The 17532-nt window shown below is 53.7% G+C and carries 17 protein-coding genes; 5 read left to right on the plus strand and 12 right to left on the minus strand.

What is annotated here, in order from left to right:
• Positions 1-116: 116 nt before the first annotated feature.
• The 4 genes from bcp to nrdA all read right to left on the minus strand — a co-directional run bounded on the left by bcp (position 117) and on the right by nrdA (position 4692).
• Positions 117-587 carry a thioredoxin-dependent thiol peroxidase gene (gene bcp, locus OUO13_RS08005; RefSeq protein ID WP_283173348.1) on the minus strand — a complete coding sequence of 157 codons (471 nt, stop codon included), beginning with the start codon at positions 585-587 and terminating at the stop codon, positions 117-119.
• A 51-nt stretch (positions 588-638) separates the two neighbouring features.
• Positions 639-1124 carry a class I ribonucleotide reductase maintenance protein YfaE gene (yfaE, locus tag OUO13_RS08010; RefSeq protein ID WP_283173349.1) on the minus strand — a complete coding sequence of 162 codons (486 nt, stop codon included), beginning with the start codon at positions 1122-1124 and terminating at the stop codon, positions 639-641.
• Entirely contained in the window at positions 1124-2254 is a 1131-nt protein-coding gene (gene nrdB, locus OUO13_RS08015) for a class Ia ribonucleoside-diphosphate reductase subunit beta (RefSeq protein WP_283173350.1), read from the minus strand. The genes yfaE and nrdB overlap by 1 nt, the downstream gene beginning before the upstream one ends.
• Positions 2255-2382: 128 nt before the next feature.
• A complete protein-coding gene (gene nrdA, locus OUO13_RS08020; RefSeq protein WP_283173351.1) occupies positions 2383-4692 on the minus strand; it encodes a class 1a ribonucleoside-diphosphate reductase subunit alpha in 2310 nt (769 codons plus the stop codon).
• A 691-nt stretch (positions 4693-5383) separates the two neighbouring features.
• Between nrdA and OUO13_RS08025 the strand changes: the two genes are divergently transcribed.
• Together OUO13_RS08025 and OUO13_RS08030 are read left to right on the plus strand one after the other, a co-directional pair.
• Positions 5384-6109, plus strand: a complete 726-nt coding sequence (locus OUO13_RS08025) for a response regulator (protein WP_428982327.1) — start codon at positions 5384-5386, stop codon at positions 6107-6109.
• Positions 6110-6135: 26 nt separating this feature from the next.
• Complete coding sequence (locus tag OUO13_RS08030) at positions 6136-7656, plus strand: ATP-binding protein (protein ID WP_283173353.1); 1521 nt, start codon at positions 6136-6138, stop codon at positions 7654-7656.
• On the opposite strand, the gene OUO13_RS08035 is transcribed toward OUO13_RS08030, so the two are convergent.
• A complete protein-coding gene (locus OUO13_RS08035; RefSeq protein ID WP_283173354.1) occupies positions 7657-8577 on the minus strand; it encodes a LysR family transcriptional regulator in 921 nt (306 codons plus the stop codon).
• Positions 8578-8734: 157 nt separating this feature from the next.
• Between OUO13_RS08035 and OUO13_RS08040 the strand changes: the two genes are divergently transcribed.
• On the plus strand, positions 8735-9802 hold the full coding sequence (locus tag OUO13_RS08040) for a GGDEF domain-containing protein (protein ID WP_283173355.1): 1068 nt from the start codon (positions 8735-8737) through the stop codon (positions 9800-9802).
• Between the two features lie 19 nt (positions 9803-9821).
• On the opposite strand, the gene argF is transcribed toward OUO13_RS08040, so the two are convergent.
• The 5 genes from argF to OUO13_RS08065 form a co-directional block, all read right to left on the minus strand.
• Positions 9822-10724: an ornithine carbamoyltransferase gene (gene argF / locus OUO13_RS08045; RefSeq protein ID WP_283173356.1), complete on the minus strand. Its 903-nt coding sequence runs from the start codon at positions 10722-10724 to the stop codon at positions 9822-9824.
• Positions 10725-10752: 28 nt separating this feature from the next.
• Positions 10753-11919 (minus strand): aspartate aminotransferase family protein, encoded by a 1167-nt coding sequence (locus OUO13_RS08050; protein WP_283173357.1) that lies wholly within the window; start codon positions 11917-11919, stop codon positions 10753-10755.
• Between the two features lie 134 nt (positions 11920-12053).
• A complete protein-coding gene (gene rimK / locus OUO13_RS08055) occupies positions 12054-12959 on the minus strand; it encodes a 30S ribosomal protein S6--L-glutamate ligase (protein WP_283173358.1) in 906 nt (301 codons plus the stop codon).
• 2 nt (positions 12960-12961) lie between these two features.
• Entirely contained in the window at positions 12962-13384 is a 423-nt protein-coding gene (locus OUO13_RS08060; RefSeq protein ID WP_283173359.1) for an ATP-dependent zinc protease family protein, read from the minus strand.
• Positions 13384-13713 (minus strand): MaoP family protein, encoded by a 330-nt coding sequence (locus tag OUO13_RS08065; RefSeq protein ID WP_283173360.1) that lies wholly within the window; start codon positions 13711-13713, stop codon positions 13384-13386. The genes OUO13_RS08060 and OUO13_RS08065 overlap by 1 nt, the downstream gene beginning before the upstream one ends.
• Positions 13714-13858: 145 nt before the next feature.
• Here OUO13_RS08065 and hdfR point away from each other — a divergent pair, with 145 nt between their 5' ends.
• Together hdfR and OUO13_RS08075 are read left to right on the plus strand one after the other, a co-directional pair.
• A complete protein-coding gene (gene hdfR / locus OUO13_RS08070; protein WP_283173361.1) occupies positions 13859-14737 on the plus strand; it encodes an HTH-type transcriptional regulator HdfR in 879 nt (292 codons plus the stop codon).
• A complete protein-coding gene (locus OUO13_RS08075; protein ID WP_283173362.1) occupies positions 14737-15714 on the plus strand; it encodes an alcohol dehydrogenase catalytic domain-containing protein in 978 nt (325 codons plus the stop codon). The genes hdfR and OUO13_RS08075 overlap by 1 nt, the downstream gene beginning before the upstream one ends.
• An 8-nt stretch (positions 15715-15722) precedes the next feature.
• Here the strand turns inward: OUO13_RS08075 and queE are convergent, their stop codons facing one another.
• Together queE and queC are read right to left on the minus strand one after the other, a co-directional pair.
• On the minus strand, positions 15723-16391 hold the full coding sequence (queE, locus tag OUO13_RS08080) for a 7-carboxy-7-deazaguanine synthase (protein WP_283173363.1): 669 nt from the start codon (positions 16389-16391) through the stop codon (positions 15723-15725).
• The gene (queC, locus tag OUO13_RS08085; RefSeq protein WP_283173365.1) at positions 16388-17053 is read right to left on the minus strand and encodes a 7-cyano-7-deazaguanine synthase QueC; all 666 of its coding nucleotides are present in this window, start codon (positions 17051-17053) and stop codon (positions 16388-16390) included. The genes queE and queC overlap by 4 nt, the downstream gene beginning before the upstream one ends.
• Positions 17054-17532 lie beyond the last annotated feature (479 nt).

Consider the following 17532-nt stretch of genomic DNA (forward strand, 5'->3'; position numbering starts at 1 on the left):
TGTGTAAAAGCAATGTTCCTTTAACCAGCAAAAACCGGGGATAACCCCGGTTTTTTTATGTCCGCTGTCTGGTACGGCGACAACAGGCAGGCGGTTCGAGTTGCCGATATCTGCGCTCAGGAAGCGGCGCGTAACAGGGCCAGAACATCATCGTGGTGAGTGGTGGTTTTCACCTTGGCCAATACGTGGCTGATGGTGCCATCCGGGGCGACGATGAAGGTCATACGGTTAACACCCATGTATTCCTTGCCCATAAACTTCTTGAGGCCCCATACGCCCCATGCTTCAGCGATGCTGTGGTCGGTATCGGCCAGCAGATCAAAGCCCAGTTCGTATTTGTCATCAAAACGTTGCAGGCGGCCGGAGTCGTCCGGGCTGATGCCAACAGCAACGGCATTCAGCTCGGCCAGCTCGCTGGCGATATCGCGGATACCACAGGCCTGGGTGGTGCAACCGGGTGTCATGGCTTTCGGGTAGAAATAGACAATCAGGTGCTGACCACGGAAGTCTTGCAGGGAAATCGTTTCGCCGCGTTGGTTAACGGTGGAGAAGTCGGGGGCGGTGCTGCCAATCTCGGGTAGTGCCATGCTGTTAGGGCTCCTCATCGATAGTGGGCAATACAGAAAAATTCAGGCGTTTTAGTCCTGCAAGCGAATATGGAGGTTGCTGCGCGGAATACAACAGCACAGCAGTATTTCGCCTTCATTTAACCAGGCCATTGGTTCTTCGGCGTAATGGACTTCGCCATCCAGCAGCTGTGCACGACAACTGCCGCAGTAACCTTCACGACACTGGAAATGGACGTCAATATTTTGCGCCTCAAGAGACGATAGCAGATTGGCCGCGTGCTGAAAGCGCGCTTCGCGACCATCATCCAGGCGGATGTGGTACAGCGGTGGTGCCATGCCATCGAGTTCCAGCTGGGGGCTGGGCTGGGGGTGTTCAGGATCAGTATCGGGTAACCACAACTCGGTCTGGGCCGGGCCCAGGGCCGGTTCGGCGACCAGTGCCTCCAGCTCGAAATCGGGCTGGGCGTCGGTCAAACCACCATCGAGTTCGAAGGTGGTGGTGTCCTGTTCAGGTGCGAGGCCACTACGATAGTGGCCTTGAGCGGGTGCTGGCATCAGAGGTCAAAATCACCCAGATCGTTGGTGTCGACTTCACTGTCGATCGCACCGACCAGATAGGAGCTGATTTCCGATTCCTGCGGAGCAACCTGTACGTTGTCGCTGTTCAGCCAGGAGTTGATCCATGGCAGCGGGTTGGAGCGGGATGTGAAGATACGATCAAAACCGAGTGCGCCGATGCGCTGGTTAGTGATGTATTCCACGTACTGACACAGGATGTCCTTGTTCAGGCCGATCATGGAGCCGTCCTTGAACAGGTATTCTGCCCACTCTTTTTCCTGCACGGCGGCTTCGGTAAAGATGCGGATAACGTCGTCTTTGCACTCTTCGGCAATTTCGGCGAATTCAGGATCGTCTTTGCCACGAGCCATGATTTGCAGCATGTGCTGGGTACCGGTCAGATGCAGGGCTTCGTCACGGGCGATCAGTTTGATGATCTTGGCGTTACCTTCCATCTTGGCGCGTTCGGCAAAGGCAAACGAACAGGCGAAGCTGACGTAGAAACGAATGGCTTCCAGTACGTTGACGGACACCAGCATCAGGTACATGCGACGCTTCAGCTCGTGAAGGTTGACCTCTACGATTTCATCATTGATGCGGTGTGTACCTTCACCCAGCTGGATGTAGTAGTTGCTCAGGTAAATGAAGTCGTCGTAGTAACGGGTTACCGACTCGGCGCGACGGGTAATAAACTCGTTGCGGGTAATGTCGTCAAAAATCACCGACGGGTTCGGAACGATGTTGCGAACAATGTGGGTGTAGGAGCGACTGTGAATGGTTTCGCTGAATGACCAGGTTTCGATCCAGGTTTCCAGTTCAGGCAGGGATACCACCGGCAGCAGGGCAACGTTAGGTGAACGTCCCTGTACCGAATCCAGCAGTGTCTGATACTTGAGGTTGCTGACGAAAATGTGCTTTTCGTGATCCGGCAGATCAAGGAAGTCCTTGCGATCGTTGGTCAGGTCAACTTCTTCCGGACGCCAGAAAAAGGACAGCTGCTTTTCGATCAGATTTTCAAAGATCTTGTGTTTTTGCTGGTCGTAGCGGGCCACGTTGACCTGCTCGCCGAAAAACATGGGCTGCTCGAAGGTATCAAACTCGTTGCGGTTAAACGTGGTGTAGGGCATGGCCGGTATCGTCTCACCTGGTCGCAGGGCGACCTGCTTTATCGTAACAACGGCCGCCTCCACAGAAGCGGCCGTTATCGGGTTGGAATTCAGAAAACCGGCAGTGGTCTGCCGGCTCGGGTCAGGAATTATATCTTACAGGCGCCGCCAGCACAGTCATCGTCTTCAGTTTCAATGACGGTAGTGGCAGGTTCTTGCAGATTGTTCAGATCCTTCTGTGGGTCTTCCATGCCATCACGGGTGTTATGGTAGTACAGGGTTTTGACGCCGTACTTGTACGCCAGCAGCAGGTCTTTCAGCAGTTGCTGCATCGGTACCTTGCCACCAAAGCGTGATGGGTCGTAGTTGGTGTTGGCAGAAATCGACTGGTCGATGAACTTCTGCATGATACCAACCAGTTGCAGGTAACCCTGGTTGTTCGGGATTTGCCACAGCAGTTCGTAAGCGCCTTTCAGCTGCTCGAACTCTGGAACTACCTGCTTGAGGATGCCGTCCTTGCTCTGCTTGACGCTGATGTAACCACGTGGCGGTTCGATACCGTTGGTGGCGTTGCTGATCTGAGAGGAGGTCTCGGATGGCATCAGGGCTGACAGGGTGGAGTTGCGCAGACCGTACTGGATGATATCGCGACGCAGACCTTCCCAATCACAGTGCAGGGCTTCTTCACAGAAGGTATCAACGTCCTTCTTGTAGGAGTCGATTGGCAGAATGCCCTGGGCATAGGTGGTGTCCTGGAACAGTGGGCAAGCGCCCTGTTCCTTCGCCAGTTGCACAGAGGCCTTCAGCAGCCAGTACTGCATGGCTTCAAAGGTACGGTGAGTCAGACCGTTGGCGCTGCCATCGGAGTAACGGGTACCGTGTTTGGCCAGGTAGTAGGCGTAGTTGATCACACCAACACCCAGGGTACGACGACCGAGGCTGGCGCGCTTGGCCGCTGGTACCGGGTAATCCTGGTAGTCCAGCAGGCTATCGAGGGCACGTACGATCAGGTCGGACAGGTTTTCGAACTCGTCCAGATTGCTGATAGCACCCAGGTTAAAGGCGGCCAGAGTACACAGGGCGATCTCGCCGCTGTCGTCATTCACATCCATCAATGGCTTGGTTGGCAGTGCAATTTCCAGACACAGGTTGGACTGGCGCACTGGAGCCTTGGCCGGGTTGAATGGGCTGTGGGTGTTGCAGTGGTCAACGTTCTGGATGTAGATACGGCCGGTGCTGGCACGTTCCTGCATCATGCTGGAGAACAGATCAACCGCTTTGACGACTTTCTTGCGAATACCATCTTGCTGTTCGTACTGGTTGTACAGTTTTTCGAACAGTTCCTGATCTTCGAAGAAGGCGTCATACAGGCCAGGTACGTCGGATGGTGAGAACAGGGTGATGTTGCCGTTCTTGATCAGACGCTCGTACATCAGTTTGTTCAGCTGTACGCCGTAGTCGATGTGACGCACACGGTTTTCTTCCACGCCACGGTTGTTCTTCAGAACCAGCAGGCTTTCAACTTCCAGGTGCCAGATCGGGTAGAACAGGGTCGCAGCACCACCACGAACACCGCCCTGCGAGCAGGACTTCACAGCAGTCTGGAAGTGTTTGTAGAACGGGATACAGCCAGTGTGGAACGCTTCGCCGCCGCGAATTGGTGACCCCAGGGCGCGGATACGACCACCGTTGATGCCGATACCAGCACGCTGGGATACGTATTTGACGATGGCGCTGGCTGTGGCGTTGATCGAATCGAGGCTGTCGCCGGCTTCAATCAGTACACAGGAACTGAACTGGCGGGTCGGAGTACGAACACCGGCCATGATCGGCGTTGGCAGTGACAGTTTGAAGGTAGAAATGGCGTCATAAAAGCGACGGATGTAATCCAGGCGGCGTTCACGGTCGTAGCCGGAGAACAGGCAGGCTGCAATCAGGATGTACAGGAACTGGGCGCTTTCGTAGACCTGGCCGGTCACACGGTTTTGCACCAGATATTTGCCTTCCAGCTGTTTTACAGCAGCGTAACTGAAGGTCAGATCGCGGCTGTGGTCGAGGAAGGTTTCCATTACCTGGAATTCTTCTTCGGTGTAGTCGGTCAGCAGGGCTTCATCGTAACGCTTTTCTTCCACCATACGGCGAACGTGAGCCAGCAGTGATGGTGGCTCGAACTGGCCGTAGGCCTTCTTGCGCAGATGGAAAATATTCAGTCGGGCGGCCAGGAACTGGTAGTCCGGGGCCTGCTCGGAGATCAGGTCGGCTGCGGCCTTGATCAGGGTCTCATGAATCTCGGAAGTCTGGATGCCGTCGTAAAATTGCAGATGGGCACGCAGTTCAACTTCAGACACGGATACGTTATCGAGTCCGTCGGCTGCCCAGGTCACTACTTTATGGATTTTATCGAGATCCAGTGATTCCTGGCGGCCGTCACGTTTGCTGACTTTCAGAGCGCTGTTCATGTTTCCTGTGCCTGTCATCGTTGGAATTGGGATTGCACCGGGCAATTCACCCAAAGGTTGTTTTTTCCCGCTGGTCTGCCTTGTGATAACACAGGCAGGCATTATGGCGTTTTGCGCCATGTCGGGCTGGGCGTGGTTCGCTTTTCAGGTGGTCGGCCTGTTTATCACCGGGGTGATGTCAGCGGTATCCCAGCTGCGGGGTGCGGCTTGCCTTGAACGGTCAGAAACGCCAAAACGCCGCCAATCAGATTGTCGGTGTGTTGGTTTTCGGGGGTTCGAAAGGAGGGTCCGCTGGTGCAAGGGGGCACAAGATAATGTCGGTTCGATGTCCTTTCAACCCCAGATGTAGTGTGTGAACCTATTTCGGGGTGTGGATAAGTTGTGGGTGAGCATGGGACTATTTGTGTGTAGCCGGTCGTGGCGCCGGTTGCAGCGACGCACGACGGTTTGTCGTGTTTTTTTGTCGTAGCACTATGAATTTTTTCTCTCATATTCCCTGTCTCGTAAGTTTCTGTGCATTTTCCACATTTCGGGTCTATGTTTATGTCAACGGGGTGTTCTGTTTGCAGTTACCGTGCCTGAATCAACTGTCGAAATTCTGGCGCTGCGGTAACATGGGCATCACGACCGGTCATGACGACCGGTGCCATTATCAATGTGCTGGAGTATTGACCAGATGGTTAAACCTGACATGGCCCATTCGCAGGACGAGAACTGGCGTATCCTGATCGTAGAGGACGATGAACGACTGGCGGCACTGACCAAGGACTACCTTGAGAGTAACGGCCTGAGCGTGTCCATTGAGGGAGACGGCAGTCGGGCCATTGAGCGCATCAAGTCGGAACAACCCGATCTGGTGGTGCTTGACCTGATGTTGCCGGGCGAAGATGGCCTGGCGGTGTGCCGGATTGTGCGCCCGCACTATAAGGGACCAATCCTGATGTTAACGGCCCGTACCGAAGACCTCGACCAAGTGCTGGGGTTGGAAATGGGGGCTGACGATTACGTTGCCAAGCCAGTGCGCCCTCGGGTGTTGCTGGCCCGTATCCGTGCGCTGTTGCGACGTGTCCGTGAAGAAGTAGTGGTGGACGCCGAGGAAAACTCAACGGATAACCGTCTGAGTTTTGGCAATCTGGTGGTGGATAACGCCATGCGTGAAGCCTGGCTGGATGGCAAGGGGATTGAGTTAACCAGTGCCGAATTTGATCTGTTGTGGCTGTTGTGCAGTTCGGCCGGACGTGTGTTGACCCGTGAGGAAATTTTCCATCAGCTGCGTGGTATTGAATACGATGGACAAGACCGTTCCATTGACGTTCGGGTTTCTCGTATCCGCCCGAAAGTGGGTGATGATCCGATGAATCCTCGCCGCATCAAGACAGTGCGTAGCAAAGGTTATCTGTTCGTTAAGGAACTCTGATTCAGTTGGGTGTCTGAAGGTCGCTGATGATTAATACGATTTTTGTCCGGGCCTTCCTGACCCTCTGTCTTGCGCTGCTGGTACTGTCGTTACTTACCTGTCTTGGGGTGAATACCGCTCAGGATGTGCGGCGCCACGCCTATTGGGAAAATGCGCTGGGGGATCTGCTGCCTGAACTGGTAGCTGATCTGTCAGCTGTTGCTCCTGGTGAGTCCTCTCCCGCCTTTTATGCCCGTTTTACGGTCAGCAAAAATAACGAGCTTGGTCGCTGGTTGCGGTTGCGTCTGCAACAAGAACACCGCGTGGTCTATATAGAAGATGGTCATCTGACGATTTACTGGTCATTGCCTGTCGGAGTTGCTCGTCTTGATCTTGGCCCTGAAGGTGATGCCGTTTGGCATAGAGTAGGCTGGCTAATCGAAAAACACTTCCGAATTGCTGGCAAGTCGCCAGAAGACTATTCCAACTGGCTGGCGCAACGCTTGAAAATGCCAGTCATGCCTGCGGAGGCGGATCCTGGCAGTATCCTGCCCGGCTTTTATCTGTCGCAACTGCATCCAGGTGAACATCAGCTGGTTGTGTCCATTGAAGAAGGACAGTGGCTTGTGGTTGAGCCTGTTGTTTTACCTGGGCCTTTACCGCTCATTGGCTGGCTTCTGGTGGCCCTGCTGAATCTGGCGGCAGTGGCGTTGGTGGTGTTTTGGATTGTCAGTAGTCTGGAATCACGTTTGCGCCATCTTGATCAGGCTATCGGGCGTCTGGCGGCTGGTCATCTATCTACCCGTGTGCCGGAAGTTGGCACTGATCCGGTCGGTCGCCTCGGGGTGTCGTTTAACAAGGTGGCGGATCATATTCAGCGCTTGATGGGGATTCAGCGCGAAATGATTCGAGCGGTGTCGCATGAGTTACGCACGCCAGTGGCGCGCTTGCGCTTTGGTATGCAGATTATTGAAGATGTAACGGACGATGCCTATGTTCATCGCCAGTTAAAAGGCATGGACAGTGATATCCAGGAGCTCGACCAGCTGATCGACGAGATTCTGACCTATGCTCGTCTCGAAGAGGGTGGTCCATTACTGGAGTTTCAGGAAACCAGTCTGGTGGATATCGTCTGCCAGGTAGTTGATGAGGCGCGTCCTCCGGAGTCCGTGCGTGTTGTGTTTGCTGGAGATTCTGACGATACGCAGGGAGATATGGCGGAGCTTGAATCACGTTATATCCATCGAGCCATCCAGAATCTGGTGGGTAATGCTTGTCGTTATGCCAATACTCAGGTTCGGGTCAGCTGTGTGATTGGTAATGATACCTGCCGGGTTGATGTTGAGGATGACGGCCCAGGGATTCCGGAAGAACACTGGGGCAAGGTCTTTCAGGCGTTTGCGCGTCTGGATGACAGTCGAACTCGCAGTTCTGGTGGTTATGGGCTGGGGCTGTCGATTGTGCGGCGTATTGCCTACTGGCACGGCGGACGAGCGATTGTGGGGCGCAGTGAAGAACTGGGTGGCGCGCGGTTCAGTCTGGTTTGGCCGCGTCGCCACGTTGATTGATCAGGGGGCCAGAATCGGCTCAATGCCTTTCAGGCGTTCAAAGCAGGTTTCGGCGGACACACTGAGAAAATCCTGCAGGTATGGACTGTCTTTCTGTTCTTGACGTACGGCTGCGTAAAGGGTTGGCCAGATACCATCCCCCAGAGGGCGTGCGCTGACCAGACGTGCATCCAGATACGGTTGTAATGCCCAGTTTGGAAGGCAGGCAACACCTCGTCCACTGGCGACCAGCTGGATCATCATCAGGGTCAGCTCGGTCTGACGGGTAGCCAGAGGATCAACACCCGCCGGGGTCAGAAAGCGCTGAAATATATCCAGACGACGGCGCTCGACAGGGTAATGAATCAGGGTTTCGTTGCTCAGATCGGCTGGTTCAATACTGGTGCGCGCTGTGAGTGGATGCTGGTTGGCAATGGCCAGCAGGCTTTGGTAGCGAAACAGCGGCTGGTAGTGAATCTGCGGATCGGGTTCCGGATCGGAGGTGATGACCAGATCGATATCACCGCGTGTCAGGGCTGGTAACGGATCAAAGTGAAAGCTGGTCGTCAGATCAATTTCGACGTCTGGCCAGTGATCACGGAAGTGATTGATGGCAGGCATCAGCCATTCAAAGCAGCTGTGGCATTCAATCACCATGTGCAGGCGCCCGCTTTCTCCACCGGCCAATTTGCGAATCGTACTCTCGCATTGGCGTAATTGTGGTAACAGCTGATCTGCGATTTGCAGTATTTCCAGTCCGGCGCGGGTAAATCGCAGAGGTTTGGTTTTGCGCAGAAACAGGCTTACACCGATGCGGTCTTCGAGATCCTTGAGCTGGTGTGACAGTGCAGATTGGGTCAGATGCAGTCGCCGGGCGGCTTCCACAAGAGTGCCACCATCGCGTAAAGCGACCAGCGTGCGCAGGTGTTTGATTTCCAGCATTTGAAATTCTTTCAATGATTTCTATCTGAAGATGATAGTCGCTCATTGTCTTGATGGAAAGGGCAGTCGCATCCCGTGTATGCAGGGCGTATCCTTTCTGTATGGAGATAACATGGAACGCAGTCGTATATGCATGACTGTTGGAGGATCGAATCGGATGCAACATCCTGATCATCGGGACATGTGGCGCCGGCAGATATTGGCGCTGACGGGAGCCCTGTTATTTACCTCATTGTTCTGGCTGGCAGCGGACCTGTTGGGGGGCGGTTCTGCGGTGCCTCTGCTGACGTTGGTTTACTGGGGTGGGGTGCTGGTCATGACCTGGCTGAGTTGGAGTGGTCGTAGCCGTCACTGGTCGGATCCGGCACTGACACTCTGGCATATGTTGTGGTCGATCCTGTTTGTGACGTTGGCTATTTTGACGACGCCTGCAGTGCGCCCCGTCATGATGATGGCGTATCTCACGATTCTGCCGTTTGGTGTATTAGGCCTTGGCTGGCGCAGTTTTCTGGCGTTGTGTCTGATGGAAGTCTGCTGTTATTCGTTAGCCAGTCTGTCGGTTGATTCCGGCACCTTGCTGGATGAGCGTCTGGATATCCTCATGGGACTTGGATTTCTGCTGACGGTGATGGCCTTCGGTCTGATCGGTCGAGAGGTGATGGTGCTGCGTGATGTTGTAGTGCGGCGTAATCGTGAGTTACGTATCGCCATGGCGCGCATCGAAGCATTGGCCGTACGGGATGATCTGACCGGCTTGTGTAATCGTCGTCATTTTGAGTCGATGATCGAACGAGCTCGGGCGGCAGCGACACGAGATTTCCGGCCTTTTGTTTTGGCGCTGGTTGAAGTCGATCATTTTGATGACTTGCATGATACTCACGGTGAACGTTGTGCTGACCGTGTTCAGGCGGAGCTTGGCATGATGGTGCAGGCTATGGTACGCGAAGTGGATCTGGTTGGACGTTTTGGTGATGGTGTATTTGCTGTGTTATTGGCGAATGCTGGTTTGCTGGCCGGAGAGCAGGTGCTGGAACGAGTACGTGGTCGGGTTGCCAGTGATGCGTTTGCGATTGAGCAGGTACGAATTACATTGTCGATTGCCGTAACCCAATATCAATCAACGGATACGGTAGAGGCTTTACTGCATCGAGTGGAGTTGTTACTGGAGGAAGCGCGTCAGCAGGGTGGAAATCTGGTAATGTCGGAAGGGACAGGCCTGGTATAACCAGGCCTGTTAACACTGATCAACTGTTCTTCAACAGGAATTCCATCAGTGCTTTCTGGGCATGCAGGCGGTTTTCCGCTTCATCCCAAACCACTGATCGAGGGTCATCCAGCAGGGTTTCGCTGATTTCTTCGCCACGGTGGGCTGGTAGGCAGTGCATGAACAGTACGTCTTCTGCAGCCAGATCCAGCAGGGCTTCATTTACCTGATACGGCTTGAAGACGCGCATGCGCTCTTCCTGCTCGTGTTCGTGACCCATGGACGCCCATACGTCAGTAACCACCAGGTGTGCACCCTGAACGGCTTCGCGAGGATCGTGAACTACGGTTACGCGATCACTGTTTATGCGAGTCAGATGGCGCGATGGTTCGAAGCCCTTTGGTACGGCAATGCGCAGTTCAAAATCAAACTGAACCGCAGCATTGATGTAGGACTGGCACATGTTGTTGCCATCACCTACCCAGGCAACGGTTTTGCCTTTGATGCTGCCGCGATGCTCCTGGAAGGTTTGCATATCGGCCAGCAGTTGGCAGGGGTGGAAGTCGTCGGTCAGCGCGTTGATAACCGGAACGTTGGAATACTCCGCAAAACGCTCAACGTTGGAGTGAGCGAAGGTGCGAATCATGATGATATCGACCATGCGGGACAATACGCGTGCGCTGTCCTCAATCGGTTCGCCGCGTCCAAGCTGGGTATCCCGAGGGGACAGGAAGATGGCTGCGCCACCCAGTTGCACCATACCGGCTTCAAAGGAAACCCGGGTACGGGTGGATGATTTTTCGAAAATCATCCCCAGTACCTGATTCTTGAATGGTTCGTATACTTCGTGACGGTGCTGCATACCTTTCAGTTCGGTTGCTCGCGCCAGAACTTGCCGCAATTCCTCTGAGGAAAGATCCATCAGAGTCAGAAAATGTCTCACAGTTGTACCTTCGTTCTTATTCTTCCGATCAGTCCAGGTTCTTCACGAGATCACAGACGATGTCGATAATCTTGTCGGCATCTGCTTTGGTCAGGTTAAGGGCAGGCAACAGACGCAGCACGTTACCGGCGGTGATGTTGAGCAGCAGGCCTTTTTCGAGAGCGGCAGCCATCAGCTGCGGGCAATCACGATCCAGAACCAGACCAATCATCAGGCCACGACCACGGATGTCGACCAGTCGAGGGTTACCAGCCAGACGTTCGCGGAAGGAAGAAGTCAGGTATTCACCCATTTTCAGGGCGTTTTCACAGAGGTTTTCTTTCTCAATGGTGGTAACAACCGCCAGTGCCGCTGCAGAAGACAGAGGGTTACCACCGTAGGTAGAACCATGGCTGCCAGGCTGGAATACGGATGCTGCCACGCCACGAGCCAGGCAGGCACCGATTGGTACGCCGTTACCCAGACCTTTGGCGGTGGATACCACGTCTGGCATAAAGCCAAGCTGCTGGTAAGAAAAATAGCTGCCGGTACGACCGTTGCCGGTCTGAACTTCGTCAACCAGCATCAGGAAACCCATCTCGTCACACAGCGAGCGAACACCTTGCAGATATTCGGTGGAGCCAGTGGCCAGACCACCTTCGCCCTGTACGGTTTCCAGCATAACGGCAACGACGTTGCTATTGGCTTTGGCTACCTGGGTCAGGGTGTTCAGATCGTTGTAAGGCACACGGATAAAACCGTTGATCATCGGGCCAAAGCCTTCCTGGGCTTTCGGGTTGCCAGTGGCAGCCAGAGTTCCCAGAGTACGGCCGTGGAACGCCTTGGTCATTACGATAATAACCGGCTCATGAATACCTTTCTGGTGTCCGTACTTACGGGCAATCTTGATAGCAGCTTCGTTTGCTTCAGCACCAGAGTTGGAAAAGAATACGTTTTCCATACCAGATACGCGCACCAGAGCGTCGGCCAGTTGTTGCTGGCGCTCAATGCTGTACAGGTTGGAAGTGTGGATCAGGGTCTGTGCCTGGTTGCAGATAGCTTCGGTTACTGCAGGATGAGCGTGACCCAAACCGGTCACGGCGATGCCGCACAGAGCATCCAGGTATTTCTTTCCTTCGCTGTCCGTCACCCAGCTGCCTTCACCAGAGGTAAAGGTTACCGGGAGGCGGCCATAGGTGTTCATGATCGCTTGCATGTTGGACGGGTTCCTCAAAACGCAAAAGGGCAGCCATGGCTGCCCGGTAAGCCAAAGACTATACGAAAGCCCGTTACGGAAGTAAACGGTTTTGCATATAACGTCGTTTTTGGCGAAAAAATGTGGTGACTGGATCAACCCTGGCCGCGAGTGCGGGTGTGGTTGATACGGGCATTCTTCTCAATAAATTCGATAATCCGGGAAGCAACGTCGATACCGGTAGCGGCTTCAATGCCTTCGATACCAGGTGATGAGTTGACTTCCATGATCACCGGGCCGTGGTTGGAGCGCAGGATATCCACACCCGCGACGTTCAGGCCCATGGTTTTGGCTGCGCGCACTGCGGTAGCGCGTTCTTCCGGGGTGATGCGGATCAGGGATGCAGTACCACCGCGATGCAGGTTGGAGCGGAACTCGCCGTCCTGTGCCTGGCGTTTCATGGCGGCAACCACACGATCACCGACTACAAAGCAGCGAATATCGGCACCACCGGCTTCCTTGATGAATTCCTGAACCATGATGTTGGCTTTCAGGCCCATAAAGGCTTCGATCACACTTTCGGCGGCCTTGCGGGTTTCGGCCAGAACCACACCAATACCCTGTGTACCTTCCAGCAGTTTGATCACCAGTGGAGCACCTCCGACCATTTGAATCAGGTCGGGAATATCGTCCGGGCTGTGAGCAAAGCCGGTCACGGGCATGCCGATGCCTTTGCGAGCCATCAGCTGCATGGAGCGTAATTTGTCACGGGAGCGACTGATCGCCACTGATTCGTTCAACGGGTAGACACCCATCATCTCAAACTGTCGTAACACAGCGGTTCCGTAAAAGGTAATGGATGCACCGATGCGGGGAATCACTGCATCAAACTCCGGCAGCTCGGCACCTTCATAGTGGATCGAAGGTTCGCGGCTGTTGATGTTCATGTAGCAGTGCAGGGTATCGAGTACGGTGACTTCGTGGCCGCGCTGCTGTCCTGCCTCTACGAGACGACGGGTAGAGTACAGCTTGGCATTGCGCGAAAGAATCGCGATTTTCATGGTTATCGTTGGCTCAGATAGGTGTGTTCAACGTCGACAACAAAGCGTCCGCGTATAGCGTCGCGACCCAGTAACATGGGGTATTTCATACTGCCACGGTGACTGAGACTGATCTTGATCGTCCAGGTTTGACCGGCGAGTTCGAGATTGGTGCGGATTACAAAACGATAACTGCTATGACCATTGGAGCTGGAGACCTTTTTACGGCTCAGTACCGGGGCTTCACAGCGTTGATCAATCTGTATGTGTTTGCGGTTGAAATGTACGAGGAATCGAACCCATTCCTGTCCATCCCGCTCAAAAACTTCGATGTCGTCTGCATGCAGACTGCTGGAGTAGGCACCGCTATCGACCTTGGCATCGCAGTCGATGCCAAGGTCGGGCAGGTTAACCTTTTCGAGATAACCGAGCGTGCTTTTGACCATCAGTCATCGCTGTCAGATGACTCGCCGCCGCCGTCAGCCATGGTGGCGGAAGAAGCTGTGAAGTAAACCTGCTTGCGACGCAGGGCAGCAAGATAAATTACCCAGGATTTTTCAACGTCGCTTTCTGCTTTCTGTTCGCCTTTGCATACGGCTACAAAACGCGCTTCAGCTTCGTCGCGAGGCTCCATGCTGCCTTCGTGCAGTGCTTTCAGCACAACACCACGAGCTTCGAGGATGGTAGCCTGGGCGCGGGTAAAGTCTCCGGAGCGGTGGAAACCACGCGGGAAGTTGCGATCATCGAAGAACTTTTTGGTGCATTCAAAACTCATGTTCTGATTCCCTTTCCTAACTGCCTGTACTACGCCTAATATCGATGCCAGCTATGCGCTGGCGTTAATTCGGCGGAGTATGGTCAGGGCATTATGTGTGGTAAAACAAAAAATACTTGTCGAAACGAGAAAAATTCTAGTCCAGATGGATACCGAACTGCTTAAAACATTTATGGAGGTCTCGCGTACGCGCCACTTTGGGCGAGCGGCCGAAAACCTCTACCTTACTCAGTCTGCTGTCAGTTTTCGGGTGCGGCAGCTGGAAAGCCTTCTTGGCGTTGAACTTTTCTCGCGTCAGCGCAATAACATCCAGCTGACTCCTGCGGGAGAACGGTTGCTGCCGTTGGCTGAAAACAGCGTCCGGCTTGAGCAGCGTATCCGTCACGAAGTGGCTCGTGTTGAAACACTGGACCAACCGTTGGGTATTGGTGCCTTGCCTGTTCTATGGGAAGTGCTGCTCAATCGTCAGTTAGGTCGCATGTTTGATGATGTCAGTGACCTGCGATTGACCGCTGTTTCCCACAGTAGTGGCACCCTGATTCGCCAATTACTGGAGCGTAGTCTGGATCTGGCATTCCTGCTTGATGCACCAAAGGTTGATGAACTGACCGCGGTTGAAGTTCTGCAATTGCCATTGCATTTCGTCAGTTCGGTAGCGGGGCAGGATATAGCAGCAGCGCTGGCCGCTCCGGTTGTTAACCTGGATTGGGGGGTTTCCACTACGGGTCTGTTGACCGATGGGCGTGCTCGTCACTCGCCAGCTTTGACAACCAATAGCGTGCAGCTGGCTGTTGATGTCATCAGTCGTCAGGGTGGTTCGGCATACTTGCCTTCAACATTACTGGAGTCAGCGTCTTACGAGGGCAAGTTGTTCCCGGTGGCAGATGCACCGGTTGTTCATCGTCCTGTGTATGCAACGTTCCTGACAGGGCGCTCGGATGATTCCTTGTTGGTATCCGTTATGCAAAAACTGTCTGCTCTGGAATTGGATAGTGAAATGGCTGCTGTCGTGGAGGAAAACTGATGACTTTATCTTCTGCTGTTGTCATGACAGCTGCCGGTTCTCCGGATGTATTACAAGAGCGTATTGTCGAGATCCCGGCGCCTGCACCAGGACAGGTATTGCTTAAGGTGAATGCGGCTGGCTTTAACCCGATTGATACCAAAATTCGTGCAGGTATTGCCCCGGTTGTGCCGAATGAGGGTGTGCTGGGCTGCGATGTTTGTGGTGAGGTTATAGCCCTCGGTGATGGTGTGACCACTTTTTCGTCGGGTGATCGTGTATTTGGTTTTGTTGGTGGGGTTAAGGGCAAGTGGGGCAGTCTGTCGGAATATATGTTGGCGGATGTGTCATTGCTGGCCAAGGCTCCGGAGTCTCTCTCGGATGCTCAATGTGCAGTTCTGCCCCTGGTTACCATTACCGCCGCAGAGGCGTTGCGGCGCTTGAGCCCTGAGATCGGTTCTGAGTTGCTGGTGTTGGGGGCTTCCGGTGCCGTTGGACGGATGGCTGTGCAGATAGCACGCAGCATGGGAGTTAATGTCACGGGGACGGCCGGCAGTGCTGAGCGGTGTGCGGATGTCAGTGCATTGGGCGCTGCAGCCATTCAACATGATGACGTAGATGCCCGGGTCGCTGCAGGTCAGAGTTTTGCTCGTGTACTGGATACCTTTGGTGGACCATCTCTGCAACGAGCGCTTGTGGCTGCGGCCGTTGGTGGTCAGGTGGCGACCATTAATGCTCGTGGTGTTCATGAGTTGGGAATGGCTCATTCCAAGGCTCTGAGTTTACACGCGGTATTTGTCATGATCCCGCTGTTGACCGGTAGTGGCCATGAGCGGCATCAGGCAATTACTCAGGAGTTGGCGCAGAAAATGGCGTCAGGTGAATGGCAGCCTTTACCCGTGGAAGAGTTCGAATTATCGGCTGCTGCAGTGGCGGAGGTTCATCGTCGTTACGAAGCTGGGCAGTTGCCGCACAAGGCCGTATTTGTGCGGCGTTAATGGAGTGCTCAGTCAATCCCTAACCACTTGTGGGTTTGCAGGCTGAGTTTCCAGCGTGGATGGGTAAGGCAGTATTCAATAGTTGCTTTTACCCGTTCGCGCGTTACCGATGTGCTGATTTCGTTGTCACCAAGATTGGCCATCGGTTGCAGGTAGTAATGCTGGGCCTGAACATGTTCAAAACGCTCTGGTAATGCATCCGCTTGCGGGTACACCAGTTTGAGTTCATTGCAGGTGTCCACAACAACGTCCGACTTCCCTTTGGGGCTCAGACAAATCCAGTCAATACCTGCCGGCAATGGCAAGGTGCCATTGGTTTCGATCGCCACTTCAAAGCCGCACGCGTGGCATGCCTCGACCAGCGTTTCATCCAGCTGCAATGCCGGCTCTCCACCTGTAAAAACAATATAGGGTGATGTGCTGTTGTTGCTCGGCCACATGCTTTTCAGAAAACTGGTCAGCTCATCGCAATTGAAGGTGCCGCCGTTCTGGCCATCGGTTCCGACAAAGTCAGTATCGCAGAAGTTGCACACGGCATCGACGCGACTGTCCTCCCTTCCATTCCACAGATTGCATTTGCTGAATCGGCAGAATATGGAAGGGCGCCCTGTCTGCGCGCCTTCGCCCTGAAGACTGTAGAAAATCTCCTTTACCCGATAGGTCTTGCTTTTGCTCATGCCACTGGCTCGTAGATAAGAGGATCAATTGCCTTGTTCAGGGTGAATGCTTCCAGGCGTTCAACACAGGAACCGCATTTGCCACAAGCCTTTTCGCGACCGTTGTAGCAAGTCCAGGTTTTGCTGTAGTCCAACCCCATGGCAAGGCCTTCGCGCAAGATGCTGATTTTGTCGCCACTTAAATAAGGGGTAACAATTTCCACCGGATCGTAGTTGGCTATCTGCGCTACCGCATTCATGGCATGTACAAACTCTGGGCGGCAGTCTGGGTAAATGGCATGGTCGCCAGAGTGAGCACCATAAAACACCTTGCTGGCACCAATATCGACGGCATAACCAATCGCCAGGGACAGCAGAATCATGTTGCGGTTGGGGACAACTGTTGACTTCATGTTGTCGGCGGCATAGTGGCCTTCAGGGATGGTCTTGTCTGACGTTAGTGAAGAGCTTTGCAGCAGCTGGTTAATAGCCGTGATATCGATGATGCGGTGTGGCAGGTTTAGTTCTGCACAGACGGCTTGAGCATAGGCGATTTCTTTTTTGTGCTTCTGGCCATAGTCAAAGGTCAGTGGATATAGCTCGAACCCGTCGCGATGAGCACGATGAAGAATGGTGAACGAGTCCATGCCACCAGAATAAATGACAACCGCCTTTTCAGACATCTGTAACCTCAGAACCGTAATCAATACAGAAGATGGCAATTGGCGCATCTCCATCAGTGGTGCTGATTATACGTTGAACGGCTGGCTCTGGCTAAACAGGCTTGTAGTGGTGAATTTGTAAATTTTTTACAAACAACTGTTGACCTGTTCAGAAATTCCGGTAAGGTGCGCACCCTTGATTAAGCAATGCTGTCGAGCGGTCATGGGTTAAAACTTAACCCTCTGATTTTGAAAAGAAAATATTTCAAAATAATAGTTGACTGAGAATTGAAGGCGCGTATGATGCGCGGCCTGCAGTGAGCAAGTGCTGAAGAGTTTAAAATGAGTGCTTGACACGAAAAATGCACGCTGTAATATGTGCGACCCGCTTCGATGAGAAGCACGTTCTTTAACAATCTGCATAAGTAATTCGTGTGGGTGCTTACCGGGATGATCTGGCGTCATAAGATTATCAGGTAAGACTCTGTCGATAATTCATT

Source organism: Parathalassolituus penaei (assembly GCF_026626885.1).
Classification (GTDB): domain Bacteria; phylum Pseudomonadota; class Gammaproteobacteria; order Pseudomonadales; family Oceanobacteraceae; genus Oceanobacter; species Oceanobacter penaei.

Bases quoted from the DNA above. Each gene is read 5' to 3' on its own strand.
- bcp (WP_283173348.1), bottom strand. From the start codon at position 587: ATGGCACTACCCGAGATTGGCAGCACCGCCCCCGACTTCTCCACCGTT.
- yfaE (WP_283173349.1), bottom strand. From the start codon at position 1,124: ATGCCAGCACCCGCTCAAGGCCACTATCGTAGTGGCCTCGCACCTGAA.
- nrdB (WP_283173350.1), bottom strand. From the start codon at position 2,254: ATGCCCTACACCACGTTTAACCGCAACGAGTTTGATACCTTCGAGCAG.
- nrdA (WP_283173351.1), bottom strand. From the start codon at position 4,692: ATGAACAGCGCTCTGAAAGTCAGCAAACGTGACGGCCGCCAGGAATCA.
- OUO13_RS08025 (WP_428982327.1), top strand. From the start codon at position 5,384: ATGGCCCATTCGCAGGACGAGAACTGGCGTATCCTGATCGTAGAGGAC.
- OUO13_RS08030 (WP_283173353.1), top strand. From the start codon at position 6,136: ATGATTAATACGATTTTTGTCCGGGCCTTCCTGACCCTCTGTCTTGCG.
- OUO13_RS08035 (WP_283173354.1), bottom strand. From the start codon at position 8,577: ATGCTGGAAATCAAACACCTGCGCACGCTGGTCGCTTTACGCGATGGT.
- OUO13_RS08040 (WP_283173355.1), top strand. From the start codon at position 8,735: ATGCAACATCCTGATCATCGGGACATGTGGCGCCGGCAGATATTGGCG.
- OUO13_RS08050 (WP_283173357.1), bottom strand. From the start codon at position 11,919: ATGCAAGCGATCATGAACACCTATGGCCGCCTCCCGGTAACCTTTACC.
- rimK (WP_283173358.1), bottom strand. From the start codon at position 12,959: ATGAAAATCGCGATTCTTTCGCGCAATGCCAAGCTGTACTCTACCCGT.
- OUO13_RS08060 (WP_283173359.1), bottom strand. From the start codon at position 13,384: ATGGTCAAAAGCACGCTCGGTTATCTCGAAAAGGTTAACCTGCCCGAC.
- OUO13_RS08065 (WP_283173360.1), bottom strand. From the start codon at position 13,713: ATGAGTTTTGAATGCACCAAAAAGTTCTTCGATGATCGCAACTTCCCG.
- hdfR (WP_283173361.1), top strand. From the start codon at position 13,859: ATGGATACCGAACTGCTTAAAACATTTATGGAGGTCTCGCGTACGCGC.
- OUO13_RS08075 (WP_283173362.1), top strand. From the start codon at position 14,737: ATGACTTTATCTTCTGCTGTTGTCATGACAGCTGCCGGTTCTCCGGAT.
- queE (WP_283173363.1), bottom strand. From the start codon at position 16,391: ATGAGCAAAAGCAAGACCTATCGGGTAAAGGAGATTTTCTACAGTCTT.
- queC (WP_283173365.1), bottom strand. From the start codon at position 17,053: ATGTCTGAAAAGGCGGTTGTCATTTATTCTGGTGGCATGGACTCGTTC.